21 protein-coding genes and 1 tRNA gene are annotated in these 23,554 nt (G+C 66.6%); 7 read left to right on the forward strand and 15 right to left on the reverse strand.

What is annotated here, in order from left to right; translation table 11 throughout:
• Positions 1-5: 5 nt before the first annotated feature.
• Positions 6-956, reverse strand: coding sequence for an N-acetylglucosamine kinase (locus tag FBY33_RS18725; RefSeq protein ID WP_142031862.1), 951 nt, complete (start codon positions 954-956; stop codon positions 6-8).
• A gap of 94 nt (positions 957-1,050) precedes the next feature.
• Positions 1,051-2,025 carry a LysR family transcriptional regulator gene (locus tag FBY33_RS18730; RefSeq protein WP_142031863.1) on the reverse strand — a complete coding sequence of 325 codons (975 nt, stop codon included), beginning with the start codon at positions 2,023-2,025 and terminating at the stop codon, positions 1,051-1,053.
• Positions 2,026-2,146: 121 nt separating this feature from the next.
• Here FBY33_RS18730 and FBY33_RS18735 point away from each other — a divergent pair, with 121 nt between their 5' ends.
• Entirely contained in the window at positions 2,147-3,385 is a 1,239-nt protein-coding gene (locus tag FBY33_RS18735; protein WP_142031865.1) for an MFS transporter, read from the forward strand.
• A 133-nt stretch (positions 3,386-3,518) separates the two neighbouring features.
• Positions 3,519-4,022 (forward strand): Lrp/AsnC family transcriptional regulator, encoded by a 504-nt coding sequence (locus tag FBY33_RS18740; protein ID WP_026265760.1) that lies wholly within the window; start codon positions 3,519-3,521, stop codon positions 4,020-4,022.
• A 27-nt stretch (positions 4,023-4,049) separates the two neighbouring features.
• On the opposite strand, the gene FBY33_RS18745 is transcribed toward FBY33_RS18740, so the two are convergent.
• Positions 4,050-5,306: an MFS transporter gene (locus tag FBY33_RS18745; protein ID WP_142031867.1), complete on the reverse strand. Its 1,257-nt coding sequence runs from the start codon at positions 5,304-5,306 to the stop codon at positions 4,050-4,052.
• A gap of 168 nt (positions 5,307-5,474) precedes the next feature.
• Between FBY33_RS18745 and FBY33_RS18750 the strand changes: the two genes are divergently transcribed.
• The gene (locus FBY33_RS18750; RefSeq protein WP_200831421.1) at positions 5,475-5,969 is read left to right on the forward strand and encodes an Lrp/AsnC family transcriptional regulator; all 495 of its coding nucleotides are present in this window, start codon (positions 5,475-5,477) and stop codon (positions 5,967-5,969) included.
• Complete coding sequence (gene corA, locus FBY33_RS18755; RefSeq protein WP_142031871.1) at positions 5,970-6,965, forward strand: magnesium/cobalt transporter CorA; 996 nt, start codon at positions 5,970-5,972, stop codon at positions 6,963-6,965.
• Here corA and FBY33_RS18760 read toward each other — a convergent pair.
• From FBY33_RS18760 to galU, 7 genes are all read right to left on the reverse strand, one after another.
• Positions 6,943-7,698: a Pr6Pr family membrane protein gene (locus tag FBY33_RS18760; RefSeq protein WP_142031873.1), complete on the reverse strand. Its 756-nt coding sequence runs from the start codon at positions 7,696-7,698 to the stop codon at positions 6,943-6,945. The genes corA and FBY33_RS18760 overlap by 23 nt on opposite strands.
• Before the next feature lie 105 nt (positions 7,699-7,803).
• Positions 7,804-7,956, reverse strand: a complete 153-nt coding sequence (locus FBY33_RS20560; RefSeq protein WP_200831422.1) for a hypothetical protein — start codon at positions 7,954-7,956, stop codon at positions 7,804-7,806.
• Positions 7,957-8,068: 112 nt separating this feature from the next.
• Positions 8,069-10,546 carry a PEP/pyruvate-binding domain-containing protein gene (locus FBY33_RS18765; protein WP_142031875.1) on the reverse strand — a complete coding sequence of 826 codons (2,478 nt, stop codon included), beginning with the start codon at positions 10,544-10,546 and terminating at the stop codon, positions 8,069-8,071.
• Between the two features lie 136 nt (positions 10,547-10,682).
• A tRNA-Ala gene (locus FBY33_RS18770) sits at positions 10,683-10,755 on the reverse strand.
• A gap of 130 nt (positions 10,756-10,885) precedes the next feature.
• Positions 10,886-11,809 carry a hypothetical protein gene (locus FBY33_RS18775; protein WP_142033037.1) on the reverse strand — a complete coding sequence of 308 codons (924 nt, stop codon included), beginning with the start codon at positions 11,807-11,809 and terminating at the stop codon, positions 10,886-10,888.
• A 105-nt stretch (positions 11,810-11,914) separates the two neighbouring features.
• Complete coding sequence (locus FBY33_RS18780; protein WP_142031877.1) at positions 11,915-12,535, reverse strand: GNAT family N-acetyltransferase; 621 nt, start codon at positions 12,533-12,535, stop codon at positions 11,915-11,917.
• 4 nt (positions 12,536-12,539) lie between these two features.
• Positions 12,540-13,445, reverse strand: coding sequence for a UTP--glucose-1-phosphate uridylyltransferase GalU (gene galU / locus FBY33_RS18785; protein ID WP_142031879.1), 906 nt, complete (start codon positions 13,443-13,445; stop codon positions 12,540-12,542).
• 107 nt (positions 13,446-13,552) lie between these two features.
• Between galU and FBY33_RS18790 the strand changes: the two genes are divergently transcribed.
• From FBY33_RS18790 to FBY33_RS18800, 3 genes are all read left to right on the forward strand, one after another.
• Complete coding sequence (locus FBY33_RS18790; protein WP_142031881.1) at positions 13,553-14,173, forward strand: 5-formyltetrahydrofolate cyclo-ligase; 621 nt, start codon at positions 13,553-13,555, stop codon at positions 14,171-14,173.
• A gap of 110 nt (positions 14,174-14,283) precedes the next feature.
• Positions 14,284-14,559: an FmdB family zinc ribbon protein gene (locus FBY33_RS18795; protein WP_056334497.1), complete on the forward strand. Its 276-nt coding sequence runs from the start codon at positions 14,284-14,286 to the stop codon at positions 14,557-14,559.
• 128 nt (positions 14,560-14,687) lie between these two features.
• Positions 14,688-15,434: an RcpC/CpaB family pilus assembly protein gene (locus tag FBY33_RS18800; RefSeq protein ID WP_200831423.1), complete on the forward strand. Its 747-nt coding sequence runs from the start codon at positions 14,688-14,690 to the stop codon at positions 15,432-15,434.
• A gap of 21 nt (positions 15,435-15,455) precedes the next feature.
• Here the strand turns inward: FBY33_RS18800 and FBY33_RS18805 are convergent, their stop codons facing one another.
• The 5 genes from FBY33_RS18805 to FBY33_RS18825 all read right to left on the reverse strand — a co-directional run bounded on the left by FBY33_RS18805 (position 15,456) and on the right by FBY33_RS18825 (position 23,526).
• Entirely contained in the window at positions 15,456-19,727 is a 4,272-nt protein-coding gene (locus tag FBY33_RS18805) for a DUF4011 domain-containing protein (protein ID WP_142031883.1), read from the reverse strand.
• A gap of 128 nt (positions 19,728-19,855) precedes the next feature.
• Complete coding sequence (gene guaA, locus FBY33_RS18810; RefSeq protein ID WP_142031885.1) at positions 19,856-21,445, reverse strand: glutamine-hydrolyzing GMP synthase; 1,590 nt, start codon at positions 21,443-21,445, stop codon at positions 19,856-19,858.
• A gap of 113 nt (positions 21,446-21,558) precedes the next feature.
• On the reverse strand, positions 21,559-22,065 hold the full coding sequence (locus tag FBY33_RS18815; RefSeq protein ID WP_142031888.1) for a DUF3817 domain-containing protein: 507 nt from the start codon (positions 22,063-22,065) through the stop codon (positions 21,559-21,561).
• The gene (locus FBY33_RS18820; RefSeq protein WP_142031889.1) at positions 22,062-22,940 is read right to left on the reverse strand and encodes an SURF1 family protein; all 879 of its coding nucleotides are present in this window, start codon (positions 22,938-22,940) and stop codon (positions 22,062-22,064) included. Before FBY33_RS18820 ends, FBY33_RS18815 begins: the two co-directional genes overlap by 4 nt.
• A 97-nt stretch (positions 22,941-23,037) precedes the next feature.
• Positions 23,038-23,526 carry a PTS sugar transporter subunit IIA gene (locus FBY33_RS18825; RefSeq protein ID WP_018769223.1) on the reverse strand — a complete coding sequence of 163 codons (489 nt, stop codon included), beginning with the start codon at positions 23,524-23,526 and terminating at the stop codon, positions 23,038-23,040.
• Positions 23,527-23,554: the final 28 nt, after the last annotated feature.

Genomic DNA, 23,554 nt, shown 5'->3' on the forward strand with positions numbered 1-23,554 from the left:
GGCTGTCAGGCAGGCTCTGTCAGGAGCTGCAGGACACCGAACACAGGTTCCTGGTCCAGGACCCTTACGTCCGTGATCCCGCCTGCTTCAAGGTTCCGGCGGAAGGACTCCTGCAGCGGTGCCACATTCATGCCCAGCCCGCCGCCCAGGATCACGGGGCCCTGGATCTTCAGCTGGCCCAGCACCTGTCCGGCCAGAGCAGCAAGGTCCCGGCCGGCCTGGTCCAGCAGGTCTGCGCTGTCCTGGTGCCCGGCAGAGGCCGCCTCCACAACGTGCCTGGCCTGCTGCGCCCAGAAGCGCCGCCCCGTGTCCGGGGAGTGGAACAGGGAGATCAGCTTGTTGGGGTGGTCAAGTCCGCAGGATGCCAGGAGGGATGCCGTGAGCTGGTCAATCGGGAGGCCCTGGTTCATCCTCCGCAGGCTGTGCCGTACCGCTTCCCTGCCCAGCCAATAACCGCTGCCTTCATCCCCCAGCAGGTAGCCCCATCCGCCTGCCCTGGCCTCGCCGCCGTCGGCGTTGCGTCCCCAGGCGGCCGAGCCGGTGCCGGCAATGACCGCCACTCCTGTGTTGGCACGTCCCGCGGCCAGCAGCAGGCGGGAGTCGTGGACAACGGTGATGCGGGCCTCCGGGGCCAGCGGCTGGATCAGGGCAGCCAGGGCGGCGGCGTCGTCGTCCGTGTCGATGCCGCCGGAGCCCGCGTAGACCCGGTCCACGCGCCCGCCGCCGATCCTGCCGAAAAGCTCCGCCAAGTTGCGCGCTGCCTGGTCGCGGCTGACGTTCTGGACATTGGAGCTTCCCGCAGAATCGTCAGCGACGGGGACTCCGTCCTCAAAGCGGACGCCGTGCGTCTTGGTGCCGCCAATGTCCAGCCCGATCGTCACGCCATGCAGTGGAGTGTCCGGCGAGCCCGCGGCGTGCTGAACAGGAGGGGTGGAGGGGTTCTGGGTGTTCGTCACGTCACAAGGGTACTTGCGCCCCATGGCTTGGGGTGCAGCACATACCCTTCGTGACGGCCGGGCCATCGCCGGGGGTCGAGGGATGATGTCCCGCTCAGCTTCCCACCCTGGTCACCAGCCCGGCCAACAACCCGGGCCCTTCGGCCACCACCAGTTCGCGGAAGAGCCTGGCCGGAACGGGTTCGGTTCCGGGTTTGCGTCGCCGCCAGCTGACTCCGACTTCCCGGAAGGCGAGCGCGGAGTCCAGCGGCACTTCGACCCAGCCCAGGTCTCCTGTCTCCGGGCGCAGGGTCCTGCCGGGGGCATCTCCGCCAGGCGGCAGGATGCTCACGCCCAGGCCGGCCGAGACCAGCCCGCGGACAGTGTGCGAATCCTGGCTTTCGAACGCGATCCGTGGCCGGTAGCCTGCTTCCCGGAACAGCGCGTCGGTCAGCGAACGCAGTCCGTATCCGGGGCCCAGCGCGACGAACGGTTCCGTCCTGATATCGGCCAGCCGCGCACTGCGCTGCCCGGCCAGGGGGTGGGCGTGATGCACCACCAGCCGGAGCGGCTCCCGGTACAGCGGCGCGGAATCGAGGTTTTTTCCTGCCTGCGCCACGGGAGCGGTGAGGGCCAGGTCCGCTTCCCCCGACGACAGCTCGTCAAGGCACGCGCTCCGGGCACCCTGGCTGAGCCGGAACCCGGTCCCGGGATGCCGGGCACGGAAGGCGCTGATCAGCAGCGGCAGGGTGGCTTCGCCGAAGGTGTGCTGGAAAGACACGGACACAATGCCCCTGACCACCTGTGACTCATTCCGGACCAGGTCCAGGCCGGCCTGGAACTCCGCGAGCGCCTGCTCGATGTAGGGCAACAGCGTGCGGGCTGCGGGCGTCAGGCGGACGCCGCGGCCGTCCCGGACCAGGAGTTCGGTGCCGACGGCGGCGCTGGCCCTGGCCACTGCCCTGCTCACCGTTGATTGGGGTACTCCGAGGAGCTCCGCCGTCTCGGTCACGTGTTCAGTCCGGCCCAGTTCGGCGAGTACGGGCATGAGGGGCAGCAGCTGCGCCAACTGTTTCCGGTCCGGTTCCATCACCACTCCCCTGCCTCTCCGCCGGACGCCTCCGCCGCCCGGAGATCGTTCCGTTATTGCTATCAGTGTTTCACGAAACATGCATTGGAGGCATTCATTGCATGAGGACTACGCTGGCTTGATGCCACAGAACGCGAGCCCTGGCACCCAGGCTTCCCCCGCTTGGAACGGCCATCCCAAGGGGTCCCGGGCCTACGGCCGGATCCTGGCGGGCCTGTCGTGCGCCGGTGTTGCCACGTTTGCGCAGCTTTACTCCACGCAGGCGGTCCTGCCCCTCCTGGCAGCCGATCTGCAGGTCACCGCCGCCGAGGCTGCCCTCACCATCTCCCTGGCCACCGTCGGACTGGCTGCCACCGTCATTCCCTGGTCCTTCCTGGCGGACAGGATCGGGCGCGTGAAGGCAATGATGTGGGGCATCTCGGCAGCCACCGTCCTGGGACTGCTGGTGCCGATGTCCGCCAACTTCGGCATGCTCCTGGTCCTGCGGCTGCTGGAGGGCATGGCACTGGGCGGCATCCCCGCCATCGCCATTGCCTACCTCAACGAAGAAGTCAGCAAAGCCCACGCCGCGCTTGCAGCGGGAAGCTATGTTGCCGGCACCACGTTGGGAGGACTGTCCGGACGGCTTGTCGCCGGCCCGACCGGTGAACTCTGGGGCTGGCGGTTGGCGGCCCTGGCCGTTTCCCTGCTGGCCACCCTTGCCGCCGTCGCTTTCCTGGTCCTCGTGCCAAAGGCCCGGGGATTCGTCCCGGCCCCGGCAGCCGGCCTCCGCAGCGCCATCCGGACACTCGGCGGACACCTCCGGAACATCCGGCTGCTGGCCCTGTACGCCCAGGCTTTCCTCATGATGGGCGGATTCGTGGCCGTCTACAACTATCTGGGCTTCCGGCTCTCCGGCGCCCCGTTCGGGCTGCCAGCTACCGTGATCAGCCTGATCTTCCTGGCCTATCTGTCCGGCACCTTCTCCTCCCGCTGGGCAGCGGGGATGACTTCCAAATACGGGCGCCGGAACGTCCTGTTGGGTGGACTGGCGCTCGCTGCCGGCGGGCTCGCCCTGACCCTCACCCCGTTCCTGGTGCTGATCCTCACCGGCCTGGTGGTGTTCACCGGCGGCTTCTTCGCCGCCCACAGCATCGGGTCCGGCTGGACGGGGGCCATTGCCAGCACTGGCCGTGCCCAGGCGGCATCGCTGTACAACCTGGCCTACTACCTGGGCTCCAGCCTCCTGGGCTGGGCGGGCGGCCTGGTCTTCCAGGCCTGGGGCTGGAACGCACTCGCCGGGGCCGTGATTATCCTGGCGTGCCTCACGGCCGCAACTGTCGCCGTCGTGCATTCCCGTCCGGAAACCGCCGCTGGCTGACCCTGCGTCCGAATTAAGCGGCTTCGGCGGCCGCGGGCATGGTGTGGATCTTCGGCAGGACGCGGGCCCGTGGTGCTGTTGGCGGAGATACCGCGGTCTAGGATGAACCAAGGACCGTGTGGAAGGAACCGCAGTGAGTACGAATGCCAGGAACACCAGGCCCGGGGCGCACCTGGAGCCGCTGGACGCCATTGACGAGCGCCTCCTGGCGGCCCTCGTGGCAGATGCCCGGATCTCCAACAAGCAGCTCGCCGAAATGGTGGGGATTGCGCCGTCCACCGCTTTGATGCGCACCCGGGCCCTGTCCGAGCGCGGCATCGTTCAGGGCTATGAGGCAAAGCTGAGCTTGTCTGCCATCGGCAGGTCGGTGCAGGCCCTGGTGGCCGTACGGCTCCGTGCCCATGACCGGGACCAGATCGACCGCTTCACTGCCCGGGTGCCGCACCTGCCCGCGGTCCTGTCCACCTTCCACACTTCAGGATCCGTGGACTACCTGCTCCACATCGCCGTCGGAAGCACCGAAGACCTGCGGGACTGGGTCCTGGACAATCTGGCTACCGACCCTGTGGTGGGCCACACGGAGACCACACTGGTTTTTGAACACATCCAGGGCAACCACGGTCCGCTTCCGGACTAAACCCTGCCGCCCGGATGGGCGCCTGCGTCACGCGCCGGCTGGCTGATTTGCCTGCCGCGTGAACGTGGCGGCAAGGGTTGCGGCGGACAGGGCGAGTGCCGCCGTCCCGCACAGGAGGACGAAGCCCTGGACGGCCGCTGCCATGCTGAACACGGCGCTGGCCCAGCCCAGGCCCAGGACCGGCACCGCGCTGCCCAGGTAGGTAATGACGTAGACCGTGCTGATGATCTGCGCGTGGCGGGCCGGCTCCACCCTGGCTGCCACGTCGTTGAAGACGGTCCGGAACGCTATGCCCTGCCCCAGGCCGGCGGTCACGGCAGCCGCAACCAGCAGCGCTGGGCTGTGCCACGCGCCGGCGGCACCGAGCAGCATGACGGAGACGCCGAGGACAGCCAGGCCGGCGGGAACAGCCAGGCGGCCTCGCAGGGTCACCAGTTGGCTCAAGGCCGAAGCCCCCAGGGGCAGGCCCGCCAGCACGCCAATCAGTGGCCGGGAGTCCGTGCCCAGGACCTGCGCGAAGTAGCCCGGAGCCAGTGAGAGCGAGAAGCCAAACACGGCAAAGCTCAGGAAGCCGACGCCGGACGCCAGCCAGAAAGCACCCCTCGCCTGGCGGGAAACGGAAGGGCGGCGCGGAGCCAGGGCGTGCAGCGGCCGGGACACTGCCGGCACCGTGATGGCCGGGCGTGCGCGGATTAGGTACAGCGGCACCAGGAGTGCGGCAAGCAGCAGCGAGTGGACGACGTACGGGGCGGTGGTGGCACCGGGAAGCAGCGAGAGCAGCCCGCCGATGACCGGGCCCGCCGCCACTCCCCCGGAGGAAGCCAGCAGCGTGAAGCGTGATGCCCACTCCGGCCGGGACGGGAGCAGTTCGCGCAGGGCCGCCGCACTGGCTCCCGTGGCAAGCGCAACCGCGGTTCCCTGCAGCGCCCGTCCGGCACACAGGGCAACCAGCGTGCCGGCTTCGGCGAAGATCCAGCCACCCGCCAGTCCGGCGAGGACAGCCACCAGGAGGGCGGCGCGCCGGCCGATATGGTCCGACCAGTGCCCGGCCAGCAGCAGCGTCCCCACCAGCGCCAGGACATAGCTGGCGAACGCCGCCGTCACCTCGAGGCTGGACAGCCCCAGGTTGGCCTGCAGCAGGGGGTACAGCGGCGTGGCAAGGTTGGCCCCTACCAGGAGCATGAAGATGACCGCCCCCGAAATCACCAGCCTGGCCGTAGTGGTGGCATTCCACCCGGCAGTGGCCGTTGCCGGGCGCATGCGCAGTTCGCTGAAGACCGTCATTGTGCCGCCTTAGGGTCGCCGCGGCAGGTGGTCCTTGTGGGAGCCCGGCGCGGATGCAACTGTGATGGTTCAACAGTGCGGCACCGCTGCTACTTATCGCCGGGTTCGAAGGGATAATTGAGCAAAATCATCAAGTTATGAATCCCTGAGTGATGGAGAGTGACGATCTTGAACAAGTTGGACCCCACGGACCTGAAGATCCTCCTTGCCCTGATCCAGGATCCGCGGATCCAAATCGGCGAGCTCAGCGAATCCCTTGGCATTGCCCGCAATACGGCCCAGTCGCGGGTCCGCCGCCTGCTGCGCACCGGGGTGCTGCGTCCGGGGGGACGCGAGGTTGATTTGGAGGCCGTGGGCTACGACGTGGTGGCTTTCGTGACCATCGAGGTCTCGCACCGGGAACTCGACGGCGTGGTGGCAGCGCTGCGGCTCATCCCGCAGGTCCTTGAAGTCCACGAGATCTCGGGCCGTGGCGATGTCTGGTGCCGGGTGGTGGCCACGGACACCCACAACCTCCAGTCGTCCCTCCGGCAGGTCCTGAGGATCAAGGGCGTCATCCGGACCGAGACTGTTCTGGCCCTGCACACCCACATCCCGTACCGGACCGAGCCCCTCATCAGCGGCCTCAGCAGTGCCGCAGCTCCGGCGGCTAGGATTTCCTGAATGACCATCATCGATAACGCCGTCTACGTCAACGGCGTTCGCCACGCAGAGCCCGACAGTCTTGAGCAGACCTTTGAGACCCTGTCCCGGCACGGCGGCATGGCATGGATTGGTCTTTACCGGCCCACGGAGCAGGAAATGGCTGCGGTGGCCAGCGAGTTCGGACTCCACGCCCTTGCCGTGGAGGATGCCGTTTCGGCCCACCAGAGGCCCAAACTGGAGCGTTACGACGACAACCTTTTCACCGTCCTGAGGCCGGCCCGGTACGTGGATGCAAATGAAACCGTGGAGTTCGGCGAACTGCACGTCTTCACCGGGAAGAACTTTGTGGTGACGGTACGGCATGCCGAAACCGCAGGCGTAGCCCGCGTGCGGCAGCGGCTGGAAGGACGGCCGGACCTCCTCAAGCACGGACCGGAAGCTGTGCTCTATGCCCTGCTGGACCGGGTGGTGGACGACTACGCGCCGGTGGTGGCGGGGCTGGAAAACGACATTGACGAGATTGAGGACCAGCTGTTCAGTGGCGATTCCTCGGTGTCCCGGCGCATTTACGAACTGGCGCGGGAAGTCATCCAGTTCCAGCGGGCCATCCACCCCCTGCCGGAAATGCTGGACCAGTTGAAGCGCGGCTTTGAAAAGTACCAGGTGGAAAGCGAACTGCGGCACAGCCTGCGGGACGTGGAAGACCACGTTGAGCGGGTGATCTCCCGGGCGGACTCATTCCGGGATTTGCTGCAGAACGCCCTGACCCTGGACGGGACACTCACCGCAAACCGGCAGAACGAGGCCAGTGCCGAGCAGAACGAACAGGTCAAGAAGATCTCATCCTGGGCGGCCATCCTGTTTGCGCCGTCGTTCGTGGCCGGGATCTACGGGATGAACTTCGACAACATGCCCGAACTCCATTGGTCCTTCGGCTATCCCTTGGCGCTGGTCCTCATGGTGGCAGCAGGGGGCCTGATGTACGGCATCTTCAAGAAGAAGGGCTGGCTCTAGGGGTTGCGGCCAGGGCAGTCTTTCCGGTTGCCAGCGCCACCCGCGCATTGCCCACGGCGTGCACCAGGAGGGAAACCACCAGGAAGGCGATGAGCACCTGCCCGGTTGCTCCCAGCACTCTCACCCAGCCGCCGTCGAGCGTTGGGTCGAGGAAGTCGTAGACGTACCACCCATCGAGGCCACCGCGGATCCACGAGAAAGCAAGGAAAGCCACGGGGTAGCCCAGCCAGGCAAGTGGGCGCCACCAGGGACCGCGGACTGTCCGGGTAACAAGAATCCAGTCAAGGGCTGCCACCAGCGGGGCCAGGCGGTGGTGGACCATCTGCGGCCAGTACAAATCCCAGGTCCACCATGGCTCTTCCGGCGGAGCCACGAGCACGATGTAGATGATGCCCGTCATGACCAGGTACAGGACCAGCGCACCGAACATCTGGTCCCACCACAGCGGCAGCCGGGCGCGCGGCCGCACTCCCGAAAAGATCAGGACAAGCCCAAACGCGAGATTTGCCTGCACCGTGAATTCTGAATACAGCTGCGGAATGTCCACGTCGTTGCCGGGCAGGGTGGCGTCGAAGGTCTTCTGGACGATTGCGGCGAGCACGATGAACCCCACGAGGATCCGGATTGGACGGATCCATGGGCGGTCGGGGTGCAGGGCACGGTTAAAAGCGAAGTTCCGCCGCACCGGCGGAGCCAGTACTGCCAGGCGGCCATCCTTCTCCGTGAGGCTCATGGAGCAAGCGTCCTGCCGGACCTGGGAAAAAGACAGGGTCCTTCGGCAGTAACCGCTCAACGCCTGCCGGGGGCGGTGACAACCGGTCCGGCAGGCGGTTGTTGGTCAGGCGCTGGTTCTGCGCTTCAGCCAACCCCAGACGCCGGTGGCGACGAAGAGGACCAGGCCGATGATGGCGAGCCAGAGAAGGCCCTTCACCACGAACCCGACGATGGACAGGATGAGCCAGATGACAAGAAGTCCGATGATGATTCCCATGGGCCCACTCTAGGCCCCATCCCTCGGACCTGGCGGCGCCTAGGGCTGCGTCTTGCGTGCGGGTATTGCCACCTCAGTCGGCAAGGCGGGGTCCTGCCCGTTCCTTACCGGCTCAGGCAGCCGTAACCCGTCCCGTGCTGCCGTCCACGACCACTGTTTGCCCGTCCAGGAGAGTGCTGGTGCCGGAACCCGTGCCCATCACGGCCGGAATGCCGTACTCGCGGGCAACAATGGCAGCATGGGAACCCATTCCCCCCAGATCCACAACAACGGCAGCAGCGCGCTGGAACAGCGGCGTCCAGGATGGGTTGGTGTAGGGGCACACCAAAATCTCACCGCTGCGGAGCAGGCCAAATTCGTCGGGGCCGCGGATGATGCGGACCGTACCCTTTGCCTGTCCACGGCTGGCCGGCGTTCCGGTCAGGAGGGCGTCTTTTCCCTTCCTGCCGCGGGTAAACAAGGAGGCGGGCTCAAGCAGCGGGATCCCCTCCAACTCCCTCCGTTTGGCAGCCCTGGCCAGCACAATGCGGCGGTACCGTTCCCGGTCGTCAGCCGGGAGCGCACCGCCGTCCTGCATTGCGGAGAGTTCTTCGAAGCGCAGATGATGGACCTCCCCCGGCTCCGCCAGAACCCCGGCCTGCGTCAGGCGCCTGCCCAAATCAAGCAGTGACCGGCGCAGCGGGGGAAGGACCATCGTGGCGTAGAAGTGGCTGTCTTCCCGAAATGCCATCCCTGCTTTGGCTGCTTCGACGTCCGCCAAAAGGCGTCGGCGGAGTGCGGGGATGCGCAGGGCTGGATGTCGCATCAGTTCCTTGAGCGCCTCACCGGTTTGGTCCGTCGCCTGCGGCCGGTTGCCCGTCATGGAGGTGATGAGTCCGAGCACCACTTCGGGGGCGTCGGACCAGGTGGGTGCGCTGCTGAGGACCACGCTTATGGTTTCGCGGTGGCCGTATTCGGCCAGGAAGGTTTTGAATGCCGAACGGAAGTCCGCGAACTCGTGTCCTTGCTCCAGCGTGGCCAGCAGTTCGCCCGGTGTCAGGCTTGTAAAGAGCCGGTTAAGGTCCGGACTGGACCGGACGCGTGCAGCCAGCTGTTCCAAGGCGCTGTTGGCCAGGCTGGTGCGGGTCCGGGCGCCCGCGATCAGCGCCGGCGCCAGCTTCAGCCTGCCCAGCAGCAGAAGCATGAGGCGCAACTTCAGCTGGGACAGAAGAACCCCGGGAAGGTAAGAGATCCTTAGCTCGGTGATTCCGCGCATGGTGGCGAACGCGTCTTCCGCAAGCGCAACCACCCCGTCCCAGGTGAGGGAACCCGGGTCCTGCGCGTTGAGCCGCTGGATGTTGGCCAAAAAGTCCGTGAACCTGTGGTCCTGGGTCCACCGGGCAGGCTTGTACCGTTTGCTGCGCCGCACCAGTGAAACCGGCGCGGCCAGCGTACGCAGGGTGGGTTTCGGTACCGGCGGCACCAGCCGGACCACCACACCGCCTTCTTCCGGCAACAGCTTTTGTAGAGGCGTGAACCTGAGGCCTACGCTTCCCGCCATGCCATCGAGCATGGCCAGGATCCCGCGTTGCATCCAGCCGGACACATCGAGCGGGTAGGGGCGGACCTGGAACATCTCCACGAAGAAGGGCCCAACCATCCGTTGGAACGGGTTGAGCCGCAACGGCTGCGGAGGCAGGGCCGTTATGGGCCTGGCCTGAACCAGGTAGACGCGTCCGCCTGCGATGGCCCATTCCAGGTCCTGCGGGCACCCGAAATGGTCCTGCGCCCGCACAGCCAACCCCGCCAGCTCCATCAGCTGTCCACTGCTGAGTCCCGGCCTGGGGTGCGGCGCCCCGGACGTCGGCTTGTCTGTGCCGTCGTGACTTCGCGCCCGGGCCGCCAGCTCTTGGGCGCCGGGAACGAAGGTGCGCAACCTCCCGGCAGGGTCCAGGACATACCGGTCCGGAGTGACTTCTCCTGAGACCACCGCCTCGCCCAGGCCCCCGCTGGCATCAATGACAATCTCGCGGCGTTCCCCCGTCACGGGATTGGCGGTGAACATGACACCGGCTGAATCTGCCGGAACCATCTCCTGCACGACGACGGCCATGGCCACGTGTCCTGGCTCGATGCCCTGCCGCCGGCGATACGAAATGGCACGGTCCGTCCACAGGGAGGCCCAGCAATCGACCACGGCCTGCAGTACTGCGCCCTCGCCAAGGACATTAAGGTAGGTATCCTGCTGCCCCGCGAAGGCGGCACCTGGAAGGTCTTCGGCGGTGGCACTGGAACGGACAGCCACGGGACCGCTGCCCAGCGCCGCGTAAGCGGCAGCGATGTCCTCGCGGAGCTGCCCTGCGACTTTGGCTGCACTGATAAGTTGCCGCCTCTTAGCCCCGGGCGCATCAACATCCAGCAACGCCTCCAGCGAGGCACCCAGTCCTGCCTCCCCCAAGACGGTGCGGTAGGCCGCCGTCGTAACAACAAACCCCGGTGGCACCGGGAAACCCGCCCGCACCAGCTCCCCGAGGTTGGCTCCCTTCCCACCGGCCAGGGTCAGGTCCCCGGCCCCGAATTCCGCCAGGGGACCTACCGTCTTTTCATCCATCGCGCGGTTCCTGACGTTTCCGTCCAATGTTTCCTTCACGCTAGGCCCAAGGCCGCCGTCAAACAAGCAGCATGGACGCCGCAGGCTGGAGTAAACGGGCAAGAAAAAACCCCCGTATTAACGGGGGTCCTGTGGGTGGAGCTAAGGAGATTCGAACTCCTGACCTCTTCGATGCGAACGAAGCGCTCTACCAACTGAGCTATAGCCCCGGAAGCGGCCGCAACCTGGATAATGCCCAGGAAGGTGCTGAACCGGTGTCCCTAGGCTACAAATTTTCCCGGCCCAATGCCAATTGACACACTGGCCAGCCGCGGGAAGATGCGGGCCGCCGTCGGGCCTCTATGCGCGGCGGCGCTGAAGAACGTCGTCGAGGTTGCTCAGCGCGCTCTGGGCCTTAGCCAGCTGCTGGTCGCCCAGCTGCTGCGCTTCCGCGGCCTCTGCTGCCTGGACCCCGGCAGCCCCCTTCTTCAGGGACGGCTTGCCAACCGCCTTGGGCGCGTCAGGAAGTTCCAGCGGCTGGGGCTCAGGGCGCTTCGCTTTGGCGGCCTCCACGTAGACAGGCTTGGGGACATCCACGGGCTCCCAGGGGGTTCCCGCCGGAGTGGCCGGAGCCGCCTGTGCAGCACTGGTGTCACCGGCAGCCACAGCGACGGCGAGGGCCGCTTCACGGAGCTCAACAGCCGTCAGCCGCTTGATTTTGGCCTCGCCTGCCTCGGCGTCGAAAAGCGGGCTCTCCGGCCTGGCCGGCGCAGCCTCAGGCTTCGGCGGAATCGCTTCACCCGTCTCCGGACGGCGTGCAGGCGCACTCATGGCGGAGCGGAACGCCGCATCGACTTTTGCTTTACGGTCCCGGACGGCGAGGAAACGCAGCAACGCCACAGAACCAACGGTCAGCACCGTGCACAGGAGCGGAAGGGCAGCCGTACCAATGCCGAACGCTGCCAGGACACCTGAGATGAACGCAGTGACCAGGGAGAGCAGCCCCACAAGGGCCAACGCGGTCCGCCCATAGCGGATGCGGAACTGTGCCGGAGGTGTGGTGCTGGCAGTGCCGGCACCGGATGCCGGGCTCTTCCTGGTTTCCATGGCTTTCTCCTGCTGGGCGGCGACGTTCAAGACCAGGCCGGTGGGCGGTTCCCGCCCCTCATCGGCGGGGGCGTCTGCCCGGAATTCGCCGGCGGGCTGGAACTGGTGCCTGCGGTTCCGGAGGACGTAAGGGGCAACCCAAACAATCCAGAGCGCGACGGCAACCACAAGGATCACTGAGCTGCTAAGGGGGAAGTCCACACTCAAAACCGTATGAGCATCATGCCTGCTCAGGCCGCATTACCGGCGGTGTGTCGTCCCGCCACCGGCAAACCGTTGGATTTATGACCGGCGCGAGGCCAGCCAGGGACCCAGCAGGCCCTCCGGGACTTCTTCGGCGGTGAGCGCGAACGATCGGTGGTCTGCCCAGTGGCCGTTGATGTGCAGGAAACGGGGCCGGTATCCTTCGTCCCGGAACCCCAGCTTCTCCACCACCCGCAGGCTGGGTCCGTTTTCAGGCCGGATGTTGATTTCCATCCGGTGCAGGCCAAGGGCACGGAAGCAGTGGTCGGTTACCAGCGCCACGGACGTTGGGGCTATCCCCCGGCCCGCCCGCGCCTGGTCAACCCAGTACCCAAGGGTTGCCATCATGGCCGAACCCCAGACAATCGAGGACACCGTCAGCTGGCCCACAATGGCAGGGCTCCTGAGGCCCGGCCTCCACTCGGTTATGAGGAAGGGCAGCGCCGTGGCCTGGGCGGCCTGCACTTTGAGGGACCGGACCATATGCCGGTAGTCGGGCAGCCCGCCGGACGGATCGGGGTTGGAGGCCTCCCAAGGCTGCAGCCACTTACTGTTCCGCGAGCGCACCTCCATCCATTCCTGTTTGTCGCGGTACCTGATTGGCCGCAGGACCAGATCACCGCACTCCAGCGTGACCGGCCAGATGGGACCACTGCGCATGGCGCTACCGGGAAAGGTCCGCGGTGAAACCTGGCAGCCATTCCCGCAGGCCCGGGCCAAGGTCGTCGCTGTCGATGGCGAGCTGTATGCAGGCCTTGAGGTAGCTGAGTTTGTCGCCGGTATCGTAGCGCCGTCCCCGGAACACGACCCCGTACACCCCATGCCCGGCGCCGTCACCGGAGGCAAGTTCCTGGAGGGCATCCGTCAGCTGGATCTCCCCGCCCCGCCCCGCCGCTGTGTGTTCAAGGACCTCGAACACGGCGGGGTGCAGGACGTAGCGCCCAATCAGGGCAAGATTGGACGGCGCTTCCTCCGGTGAGGGCTTCTCCACCAGGCGGTTGACGCGGACGTAGTCTTCGCCGTCGATTTCCTGGATGTCAGCGCAGCCGTAGGCGCTGATCTGCGAGGGTTCCACTTCGATGAGGGCGACGACGGACCCTCCCGTTTTCGCCTGCACGTCGATCATGGTGCTGAGCAGTTCGTCGCGGGCGTCAATCAGGTCATCGCCCAGCAGGACGGCGAAGGCTTCGTCACCCACGTGCTGTTTTGCGCGGAGCACCGCATGGCCAAGACCGTGGGGGTCGCCTTGCCGGACGTAGTGGATGTCGCCAAGCTGGCTGGCGGCCTGGATGGCAGCAAGCTTTTCCGTGTCCCCTTTGTCCTGGAGGGTGGACTCGAGGGACGGAACGCGGTCAAAGTGGTCTTCCAGGGCCCGCTTGTTCCGGCCCGTAATCATCAGAACGTCATGAAGGCCCACGTGGACGGCTTCCTCCACCACATACTGGATGGCAGGCTTGTCAACGACGGGAAGCATTTCCTTGGGCATGGCTTTGGTGGCAGGCAGGAACCTGGTGCCCAGGCCCGCGGCGGGAATGACGGCTTTGCGGACTCTGGGGTTACTGGTGTTCACCGGACTAATCTAACGTCAGTCAAGCATTTCAGTAACCACCGGCGCGGCAGGCCCGCATGCGGGGCTTGAAAAGTCCCCGGAACACCGGGCAATGCAGGAAGGACACCATGCTGCAGGAGACCGACGTGGTCAAGGACCGTATCAGGGCGGAGCATCGGCGGCGGCGGGCAGCCCTTACGCAGGCGCAGCTGGAAGCGGCCGGGGCGGCGCTGGCCGCCCATGGGAAAGCATGGGCAAGGACAGTCGCTGGGGATAGCCCCGGGATCGCCTGCGTGTACCTGGGCGTGGGACATGAACCACCCACCCTGCCCCTGATTAACGCCCTGCACCACAGCGGGCACCGGGTGCTGCTTCCCGTGTGCGAGCCCGGCCGGGAATTGAGCTGGGTGTTTTGGACGCCGGACACCGGCTTCGAACGCAGCAAATACGCACCAATCCTGGAACCCGCAGGGCAGCGGCACGGGCCGGACACAGCAGGCAGTGCAAGAATGCTTTTCATCCCTGCCACCGCCGTGGACCTCGCCGGCAACAGGATCGGCCAGGGCGGCGGGTACTACGACAAATTCCTGGGGCACCTTGCCACGGCGGGGAAGGAAATTCCACTGGCCGCTGTTATCTACGACGATGAACTGCTGCCCGCCGGCCGGATTCCGGCCGAGGAGTTCGACCGGCCGGTCCCGGCCGTCCTGGCTCCCTCCGGTTACCGGCCTTTGGCGGGCAGCGCCTAAGCCCGGGCCATCCTGACTCAGTGATAGAATTAGCACTCAGGCCCTGCGACTGCTAACGGTTTACCCACGGCAGCACGGGACCTCTCGTTTGCCCAAGAGGAGGAGCACCAGTGCCAACATATGCTTACGCCTGCAAGGATTGCGGCCACGCCTTCGACATTGTCCAGTCGTTCTCGGACAGCAGCCTGACGTCCTGCCCTGAATGCCAGGGCACGCTGCGCAAGAAGTTCAACAGCGTAGGCGTCGTCTTCAAGGGCTCGGGCTTCTACCGCACCGACTCGCGCGATTCCAAGGGCAGCTCGGTTTCTCCCGCACCGGCCGCGGCTCCGGCAGCGCCTGCTGCCGCCCCCGCCGCTTCGGCGCCGGCAGCTGCTGCCGCCAGCTAAGCCAACAAGGTCTTTACGACGGCGGCGGGCCGCTTCCCAAAGCGGGTTCAAGCAGCGTCCGCCCGCCGTTGTCCACATAGCAGCCGTCCCGGCTCCCCTGCCGCGGCGGCAGCAATTAGCGTGGGCGTATGCCCATACTCCCCCGCCGTCGCCGTGACGGCCTCCGGTTTCCCGGGAACGTCCGCAGTGCCGGCAGCGCACAGCGCATCGGCCGCCGACCCGGAAACCGCCCCCTGCATTCCCGGTTTGCCGGCTGGCTAAGCCGCAACCGACGCCTCGCGGCGGCACTGCTTTTATGCGCAGCTGCAGCAATCGCCGTCCAGCAGCTCACCCCTGCCCCGCTCCCCGCCGTGACTGCGCTGGCCGCTGCCCGGGACCTGGCCGCCGGAACCGCTGTAACAGCAGCTGATCTGGACCGCGTCCAGGTGCCACCCGGAATGGTGGCCGATGGCTTCCTCCGGGACGGCGCCGCAGCCACGGGCAAGCAGCTCGCGGCTCCGCTCCGGAAGGGGCAGCTCATCACCGATGCCCAGCTGCTGGGCCCCGGGCTCCTGGCAGGGACGCCGCCCGGTTCGGCCGCGGTTCCCCTCCGCATGGCGGATGCCTCCTCCATCCAGCTGGTTTCCCCCGGCCAGTTGGTCAACGTGGTGCTGACCTCGGCCAACGGGTTCGACCAGCAGGGCCCCTCCGAGGTGCTGGCGTCGGCCGTCCCCGTGCTGTGGACTTCGAACAAGGGCGGCCAGACCGGACAATGGCTGGGCACCACGGAGACGGATGGACTGATCGTGGTGGCAGCCACAGCGGAACAGTCATCACGCCTGGCCGGGGCCTCCACCCAAGGCAGGCTGTTCTTCGTGCTGGTGGGACAGCCCTGATCCAGGGCGTGGCCGGAATGGTCAGCCCCAGTGCGGCGGCTTCTGTTCCTTCAGCCAGGTGTCGTGGTCGTCCTCCCGGTCACCCCAGCTGCGGGCGTCGTCCTCCGCCGCCTTGCTGGGAAGAACCTCCCCGGTACCACCCGATGCTGCCCTGGCGGCGGCGGGATCAGCGGGAACGGCAGCTCCCGCTCCTGTCCCGGTCTTGTCCTGGCTGTCGGTCCCGGCCTGGTCGTTGTTCCCGGCCTGGTCGTTGTTCCCGGCCTGGTCGTTTTCGTTTTGGCGCATATCTTCCTCGGGCCTCTCGTCCTCAGGCCTGTCTTCTGTTGTCATCGCTCGCGTTTCCCCCGGATCCTGGGCCCGCCTGCCTTGGCTGCCCTCTTCCTGCCGGCGGTTTCCGCCATCGCTGTTTCGGCTTGCGCCGGCCTCGGATGGCAGGTAGGAGAGGCCGGGAGAGTGCGTCCCGTCGATTCCATGGAGCGCGTGGTTGAAGTCGTCGTCCAGGAATCCGGTGGACGACGGACTCCGTCCCGGGAGCACCATCTTCTCAAGGCCAAGGTACCCGGCAATGCGGTCGGCGCAGGAGGAGGGGTCGGTGAAGACCTCGATGGTCCACAGCGGCATGTATCGCCATCCCAGGCGTTCGAGCAGTTGTGGCCGCAGCCTGCTGCGCTCACGCACGCTCATGGTGCGGTACTGCGCCGTGCCGTCGGACTCAATGGCCACGGGCCGCGGGAGGTCGGGATCGTCCTGTCCCATGGTGTTCAGGGGGTCCGCCGCGGCAACCACGTCAATGGCGCCGTCGTACTGGTGCCAGACCCTGGCGCCACGGGCACGCAGCCTGTCCCCCAGATCGGCCACCAGCGGATCCGCTCCCAGCGCCTGTTCACTGGCGGCGGCACGGGATGCGGGAGTGCCCAGATCGGTGTTGCCGGATATTTCCCGGTTCAGCAGCGTGTAGAGGTCCACCGCCCCGTGGGTGAGCCGGGTGTGGTCCAGGTCCTCGGGCCGGAAGCAGGTGAGGACGTGCATGGAACGCCGCGCCCGGGTCATCGCCAGGGCAAATTTCTCCCGGCCGCCCTCGGCGGACAGTGGCCCGAAGTTGTGCAGTGCCCGGCCGTGCGGGGTCCGCCCGAATCCCGGCGAGAAAATGACGTGGTCGCGGACCAGTCCCTGCGCGCGTTCCAGGTCCACTACCCGGAAGGACTCCGGGCCGGCACCGAAGAAACCGGCCAGGCCCGGCTGGTTAGACAGCTGGAGCCTGATGGATTCACCAATCCTGGCGGCGTGCCGGAGGCTTGCGGTGACCACGGCCAGCGACGTTCGCGGACGGAGGCGGGCATGTTCGAAGACCAGTTCCACCACGCGGTTGACTTCGGCCACCACGGACTCGACACCCTCGTGGTCGGCGCTGGGAAGGCCGGTGCCGTCGGGCAGGTATTCCACCAGCAGAGACCGGTCCAGCCCCGTGGCCGACTGGCCTTCGGGCAGCCGGCGCAGGCCGCCGTCGTAAAAGTTCTTGCTCAACTGGAGGACCAGGTCCTCATCCACCGCCCGGTACACCACGTTGAGCCGCCAGACCGGAAGCACGGCGGAGAGTGCGGTGAAGGCACTTTCCACGCGCTGGTGTGCGGACTCTCCCGGCGCCAGCCGCTCCACCCCAACGGTGAAGGTCCGCGGCGTGGCAATGCGCGAATCGCCGAAGGCAATGACCTGCCGCGCGCGGGCGATCGACGGCAGGACCGCCTGCAGGGACGTGGCTTCGGCATCGAGGATCACGACGGCGTCAAAGTGCTGTTCAGCCGGAAGCAGGCCCGTCATCAGATACGGGCTGACAGACCATACCGGGACCAGGGTGCCGATCAGGTCCGGAGCTTGCGCGGTCAGGGCCGGCAGGGACACCCGTCCGTCCTTGAGCAGGCTGCGCAGCAGATCTGCCTGGCGCGGCTGGGCGGCGATGGCTGTCCGCCACCGCTCGGCCAGGTCCCACCGCAGGCGGGCGGCACCGCTGGCGATGTGCGCGTTGTCCGCCAGCCGGTACTCCGCTTCAAGCTGGCGCAGGGCGTCGCCGTCGGACATGGCCAGGTAGTCGTCACCGCTGATCATTGCCTCAAGGGCGGACTGCCACCAGGCAAGCTCCAGTTCGGCCGCGACAGACCCCTCGGGGACTTCCCGTTCGGCGAGATCAGCAAGGAGTTCGCCCAGGCCGTGTTCGCGCATGTTCTCGATGAGGAGTGTGCGTTCGGGCAGGGTCTTGAGCGTATCCGTGTCCGCCACCAGGCGCTCCAGGCGTTCCATCAGCTGCGCGTAGGGAACGGTGGACAACGACCCGCCGTCCTCCGTGTGCTGCAGCGCCTCGCCCAGCTGTGCCAGCTCCTGGTCCAGGGACCGGTACATGGCGTTCATTTCGGCCAGGCCGGAGGGAACGGCGGGGTGCCGCTGGGTGGTGGCGTAGCCCGCCCACAGGGCACGCTGTTCCTGGACCAGCACCAGGGATGAGTGCAGGTCTGCGATGTGAACACCCGGGCGGACGTATTCCTTGGCTACCCGGCGCAGCCTGGAGCGCTGCATGGCCGTGAGCTCGATGCCGCGCTCACGCCGCCAGGCAGACGGCGCCGTGGCGGAAATCAGGTCCGTCACGGGCCGGTCGAAGATGTCCGGGGTGAACTTGTCCAGGCTTCCACGGACGGCGACCAGCAGTTCCAGTTGCTCGCCCCACTCCGCGAACGATTCGCCCAGGCGGATTTCGGCGTGCTCCGCGACGGCGTCCATGCGGTCCCTCAGGAGGGGCAAACTCTTGGCGACGGAGCGGACCAGGTCCTGGGCTTCCTCGGTTTCCTTGCGGGTCAACAGCCGGGCTCCGTGCCAGGGGCTGGTGGTGGCCGCTTTGCTGAAGCTGCCCAGTTCCGCAGCGCGCTTGAGCCTGCCGGCCAGTTCCTCGCGGTCCCGGATGCTGTCCAGCACGCTGCGCTTGAGCCTGACGGTAGTGGCCGGCGCAGGATGGATGGAGGTGAGCTCGGCCAGTGACTGCATGGCCTGGTAGGGCGAGCAGCCCCAACGCTCGCGGACGTTGTGGAGCGACGCCACATGGTCCATGAGCGCGTGCCGGTGTTCGACCAGGGTGTTATGGAGGTTCCCGAGCTGCGGTTCCAGTGACTTTTCGTTGCGCACGATGGCCCGGAACAACTGGCCCTTCAGCTGCTGCGCGGTGACGTTTCCGGTGAGCTGGAACAGGATGGACTCCAGCCCCAGCGACTCGAGGTGCCCGGAGACCTCATTGAGGCTGGCTCGGCGGTCGCCCACCACCAGCACTGTCTTGCCGGCGTCCACCAGGGCACCGATGGTGTTGATGGCCGTCTGCGTCTGGCCGGTGCCGGGCGGGCTGCTGACAACCAGGGAATCCCCGGCCCGGGCCGCGTCAATGACGTACTGCTGGTCTGTGTCCGCATCCAGCAGCAGCAGCTCGTCCTTGGGATCCCTGTTGTCCAGGTGGGGGAAGCGGGACGGGTCGGGCTCGTTGACGTCCACCACTTCACCGCCCGCGGCAGTGGCCAGCGCGGACACGACGGGGTGGGAGTCGTTGATCCAGGGGTCGTCGAGGTTGCCGGAGAGGTCGGCGAAGGTGGAAACGAGCAGGTTGTGCTGGGTTTCCGCTCCGTGGATGGGCCGGATCAGGGTGGCCAGCCGGTCGAGGACAGGCTGGGGGTCGAACCGGGCGGTGCTGTAGGCGAGGCGGGTGACGGCGTTGACGTCGAAGACGATCCCGTGGATGTTCTTCAGGTGCCGCACCAGGGCGGGGTTGATGTGCGCCTGCTCGGTGAGCTGCAGTTCGAAGTCGTCCTCCCCCGGCCGCACCGTGAGGGAGATGGCGGTCAACATGACCGGGGCGGACACCCGCTGGGGTTTGCCGCCGACAGCCGATGTCCACACCACGGTGCCCGCGGACAGGTATCCGGCATCAATGCCGCGGTCGTTGGCGAGCTCGAAGATCTTGGACCGGATGTTGCGCGAAGCCCGGGCGGCCACCACATATTGCTGCCTGTCACGGATCAGCGTGGACAGGCGTGTGCGGCGCCCGGCCATGAGCTGGGCGAGCCCGGAAGGGTGCGCCGATGTCAGGTCGATGGAGCCTTCGGGCGTCTTGGTGAAGCGCAGCATCGTGTCCGCACCGGTGACGGGTTTAAGCCCGGACAGCCATTTACGAAGCTCTTCCGAGCCTTCCGGGTGGCCTTGACCAACTGACACTTCTGCCTTCTTTTCTGCGTTTGCACGTGACGTCCTGGACCATACCGGCATAGATTCGAGAGTAGCCGGTCCGGCGCCGGACTTGAGAGACCGCAACACTGGAGCACGGGAAATTGCCGGGATTCATCCGGGAAAAGCAGTGGCCGGCCCCCGCTGTCGGAGGCCGGCCACTTAGGATGCTATTCCCATTCGATGGTTCCCGGCGGCTTGCTGGTGACGTCAAGCACCACGCGGTTAACGCCGTCCACCTCGTTAGTGATCCGGCTGGAGATCCGGGCCAGGAGGTCGTAGGGCAGCCGTGACCAGTCCGCTGTCATGGCGTCCTCGGAGGAGACGGGACGGAGCACGATGGGGTGACCGTAGGTGCGGCCGTCGCCCATGACGCCCACGCTGCGGACGTCCGCCAGCAGGACGACCGGCATCTGCCAGACTTCGTTGTCCAGGCCGGCTGCGGTGAGTTCGGCACGTGCGATGGCGTCTGCCTTGCGCAGCAGGTCCAGCCGCTCCTTGGTCACCTCGCCGACAATCCGGATGCCCAGGCCGGGGCCGGGGAACGGCTGGCGGCCAACGATCTCCTGCGGGAGGCCCAGCTGGGCGCCCACGGCGCGGACCTCGTCCTTGAACAGGGCCCGCAGCGGTTCAACGAGTTCGAACTGCAGGTCCTCGGGGAGGCCACCAACATTGTGGTGGCTCTTGATGTTCGCGGCACCTTCGCCGCCGCCGGACTCGACGACGTCGGGGTACAGGGTGCCCTGGACCAGGAACTTGATCTTTTCGCCATGGGCAGCTGCCTCGGCGATGATGGCAAGTTCGGCTTCTTCGAAGGCGCGGATGAACTCGCGGCCGATGATCTTGCGCTTGGTTTCCGGATCGCTGACACCGGCCAGGGCCGAGAGGAAGCGTTCCTGTTCGTTGGCCACGTACAGCTTCACGCCGGTGGCGGCCACGAAGTCGCGCTCCACCTGTTCGGCTTCGCCTTCGCGCAGCAGGCCGTGGTCCACGAACACACAGGTCAGCTGGTCACCCACGGCGCGCTGAACCAGGGCTGCGGCCACTGCGGAGTCAACGCCGCCGGAGAGGCCACAGATGACCCGCGCGTCCCCGATTTGCTGGCGGATGCGCTCCACCTGCTCTTCGAGGATGTTGCCGGTGGTCCAGTTGGGCTCGAGCTTGGCGCCCTTGAAGAGGAAGTTCTCCAGCACCTGCTGGCCGTAGTCGGAGTGCTTGACCTCGGGGTGCCACTGCACACCGAAGAGGCCCTTCTCCTCATTGGCGAACGCAGCGACTTCGGCGCCGGCCGTAGTAGCCAGGACGTCGAACCCGGCAGGTGCTTCGTGGACGGAGTCGCCGTGGCTCATCCAGGTCTTTTGGTGCTGGGGCATGCCCTCGAGCACCGAACGCCCGTCGCCAAGGATGGTGGTCTCCGTGGATCCGTACTCCCGGAGTCCGGTCTTGTCCACCTTGCCGCCCAGGGCATTGGCCATGGCCTGGAACCCGTAGCAGATGCCAAAGACGGGGACGCCGGCTTCGAAGAGGTCCGCACCCACGCTCGGGGCGCCGTCGGCATAAACGCTCGAGGGCCCCCCGGAAAGGATGATGGCGGCGGGGTTCTTGGCCAGGAGCTGCTCGGTGGAGTAGGTATGCGGAACCACTTCCGAATACACATTTGCTTCCCGGACGCGGCGGGCAATCAGCTGCGCGTACTGGGCACCGTAATCAACAACCAGCACCGGCTTCTGGGAAGTCTGGGATGCAGTGGGAGTAGTCACCGTAATAGCCTACTTGGCGCCCTTGCACCGGCGCACCTTGAGAGGCCGCGCTGTGACGGAGCAGACGTACGACGGCGGACGGCCACCGCGCGCGGGACCCGGCACCAAGGCGGCTAGTAGCGCTGCGGCGCCTGGGGGTTGGCGGCCAGTTCGGCCTCCACCTCGGCGTGGAACTTCTTTTCGACAATGAAGGACAGGAACGGCACCACCCCGCCAAGGGCCAGCAGGACCAGCTTCAGGAAAGGCCAGCGCATCAGGGACCACAACCGGAAGTTGGAGATCAGGTACACGACGTACATCCAGCCGTGCACGATCAGGACCGTGACAGAGATGTTGACGCCGTTGAGCACTCCTGGCGGCTCCGCGTCGGCGAACCCGAAGCCGAACGGCTGCCCGGTCACCGCGTTGGTGCCGCCGGCGAACAGGTACTGCCCAAAGCCGTACCGGGCCACAAGTTCAGCGCAGAGCAGGAGCAGCATGGTGCCAGTGAGGTAGGCCATGACCTTGTAGAACTTCAGGGCCGACCGGATCTGGGCCTCAGTACCGCCAAAGCGGCGCTTCTTGCCGGCCTTGCCGCCGGGGGCCTGTGCTGACGGGGTGGCCGGTTTCGGATCAATCATGGCTGTACCTTCTGCTGGTGCTGGTCAGGCTGCTGGTGTGCTGGCTGGTGCGGTTCGTGCCGCCCGTCGCCGTCGGTATCTTCATCTTCGGCGTCATCGAGGGCCTCCTCGAGGTCCCGGTGGTAGTCATCCTTGACCAGTCGCCACCAGATGAAGAGGGCAAAGCCGGCGAAGACCACCCACTCGATGGAGTAGAAGAGGTTGAGCCAGTTAATGTGCTGTGCCGGCGGCTGGGGGCCGATGTCCAGCGGCAGCAGGTTCCCTGGGACGGCGGCGGCACTGACGTCCTGGCCGCCCACCACCTCTGCGGTGGCCGACACGAAGCCCGGATAGCTGCTCACTTCCCAGTAATTGATGAGCTCAGCCACGGAAACGGCCGAGGCCTCCCCCGGCTTCGGTGCTTTCCCCGCCACCGGCGCCTCGGACGGCAGCAGGCGTCCGGTCAGTTCAACAAGGCCCGACGGCGGTGCTGCCGCGTCCTGGGGTTCCGCCACCCACCCCCGTGCCACGGGGATCCAGGTTTGCGGTGTTGCCGCGGCTCCGGTCAGGGTGGGGGCACCGTTGACGGCGAAGGCCGATACCACCCAGTAGCCGCTCTTTCCGTCGTGGAGCCGGCCCGGAACCAGGACCTGCTTGTCAGCGCTGTATGTTCCCTGCGCAGTGACCATCTGGTCCGCGACGCTGCCGTGGAAGAACTCACCTGGCTGGAGTGTGCTTGTCAGCGGCTGGACCTGTTCGGTGGCCGGATTGACGGGTACTTCGGGTTGGGTGGAGCGGCCGAACTGCCACTGGCTGAGCAGCACGAAGACCCCGGAGAGCGCGATCGCGAAGATAAAGCCTGCGATCCATCGGGGCTTGAGGGCTGTTTTCCACACGTCTTAACCGTACTTCGTACTCTTGTAGAACAACTAAACGCCGGCGACGCCCGAACCTGGAAAGGGCGGACGTGCGGGCCTGGTGGTCCGGGCGGGCCTAGTGGTCGAAGAACACCAGGCTGGAGTTGATGAGTTCGGCGATCACTTCGGCGTCATACGCCCGCCGCAGCGACTCCCGGAAGGACTCCTTGGACAGCGACCGTGCCAGGGTGGCCAGCACTTCGAGGTGGTCCGAGAAGGAACTGGCGGGGGTGGCTATCAGCAGGATGACCGTGGCGGGCCCGTCCGCGGCGCCGAAGTCCAGGGCATGGCCGTACTTGGCGATGCCCACCGCGATGGAGGTTTGGGAGACGAATTCGCTGCGCGCGTGCGGGAGCCCGATGCCGCCCGGGAGCCCTGTGGCCAGCTGGTGCTCCCGGGCATTGACGTTCTTCAGGAATCCGTCAAGATCCGAGATCCGCCCGGCAGCGTGCAGCCGTTCCGCCAACTGGTTGGTGGCGTCAGTCTTGTCCTTCGCTTCCATTTCCAGGATCACCATGTCGGCAGTGGTGAGGTGGGCGTCGTACGGGTCCAGTGGTTCCGCCAAGGCGTATCCCTTCAGTCAGCGGTGCAGG

The organism is Arthrobacter sp. SLBN-112 (assembly GCF_006715225.1).
Taxonomy (GTDB): domain Bacteria; phylum Actinomycetota; class Actinomycetes; order Actinomycetales; family Micrococcaceae; genus Arthrobacter.

Bases quoted from the DNA above. Each gene is read 5' to 3' on its own strand.
- FBY33_RS18730 (WP_142031863.1), bottom strand. From the start codon at position 2,025: ATGGAACCGGACCGGAAACAGTTGGCGCAGCTGCTGCCCCTCATGCCC.
- FBY33_RS18735 (WP_142031865.1), top strand. From the start codon at position 2,147: ATGCCACAGAACGCGAGCCCTGGCACCCAGGCTTCCCCCGCTTGGAAC.
- FBY33_RS18745 (WP_142031867.1), bottom strand. From the start codon at position 5,306: ATGACGGTCTTCAGCGAACTGCGCATGCGCCCGGCAACGGCCACTGCC.
- corA (WP_142031871.1), top strand. From the start codon at position 5,970: ATGACCATCATCGATAACGCCGTCTACGTCAACGGCGTTCGCCACGCA.
- FBY33_RS18760 (WP_142031873.1), bottom strand. From the start codon at position 7,698: ATGAGCCTCACGGAGAAGGATGGCCGCCTGGCAGTACTGGCTCCGCCG.
- FBY33_RS20560 (WP_200831422.1), bottom strand. From the start codon at position 7,956: ATGGGAATCATCATCGGACTTCTTGTCATCTGGCTCATCCTGTCCATC.
- FBY33_RS18765 (WP_142031875.1), bottom strand. From the start codon at position 10,546: ATGGATGAAAAGACGGTAGGTCCCCTGGCGGAATTCGGGGCCGGGGAC.
- FBY33_RS18780 (WP_142031877.1), bottom strand. From the start codon at position 12,535: ATGCGCAGTGGTCCCATCTGGCCGGTCACGCTGGAGTGCGGTGATCTG.
- FBY33_RS18790 (WP_142031881.1), top strand. From the start codon at position 13,553: ATGCTGCAGGAGACCGACGTGGTCAAGGACCGTATCAGGGCGGAGCAT.
- FBY33_RS18800 (WP_200831423.1), top strand. From the start codon at position 14,688: ATGCCCATACTCCCCCGCCGTCGCCGTGACGGCCTCCGGTTTCCCGGG.
- FBY33_RS18805 (WP_142031883.1), bottom strand. From the start codon at position 19,727: ATGCCGGTATGGTCCAGGACGTCACGTGCAAACGCAGAAAAGAAGGCA.
- FBY33_RS18815 (WP_142031888.1), bottom strand. From the start codon at position 22,065: ATGATTGATCCGAAACCGGCCACCCCGTCAGCACAGGCCCCCGGCGGC.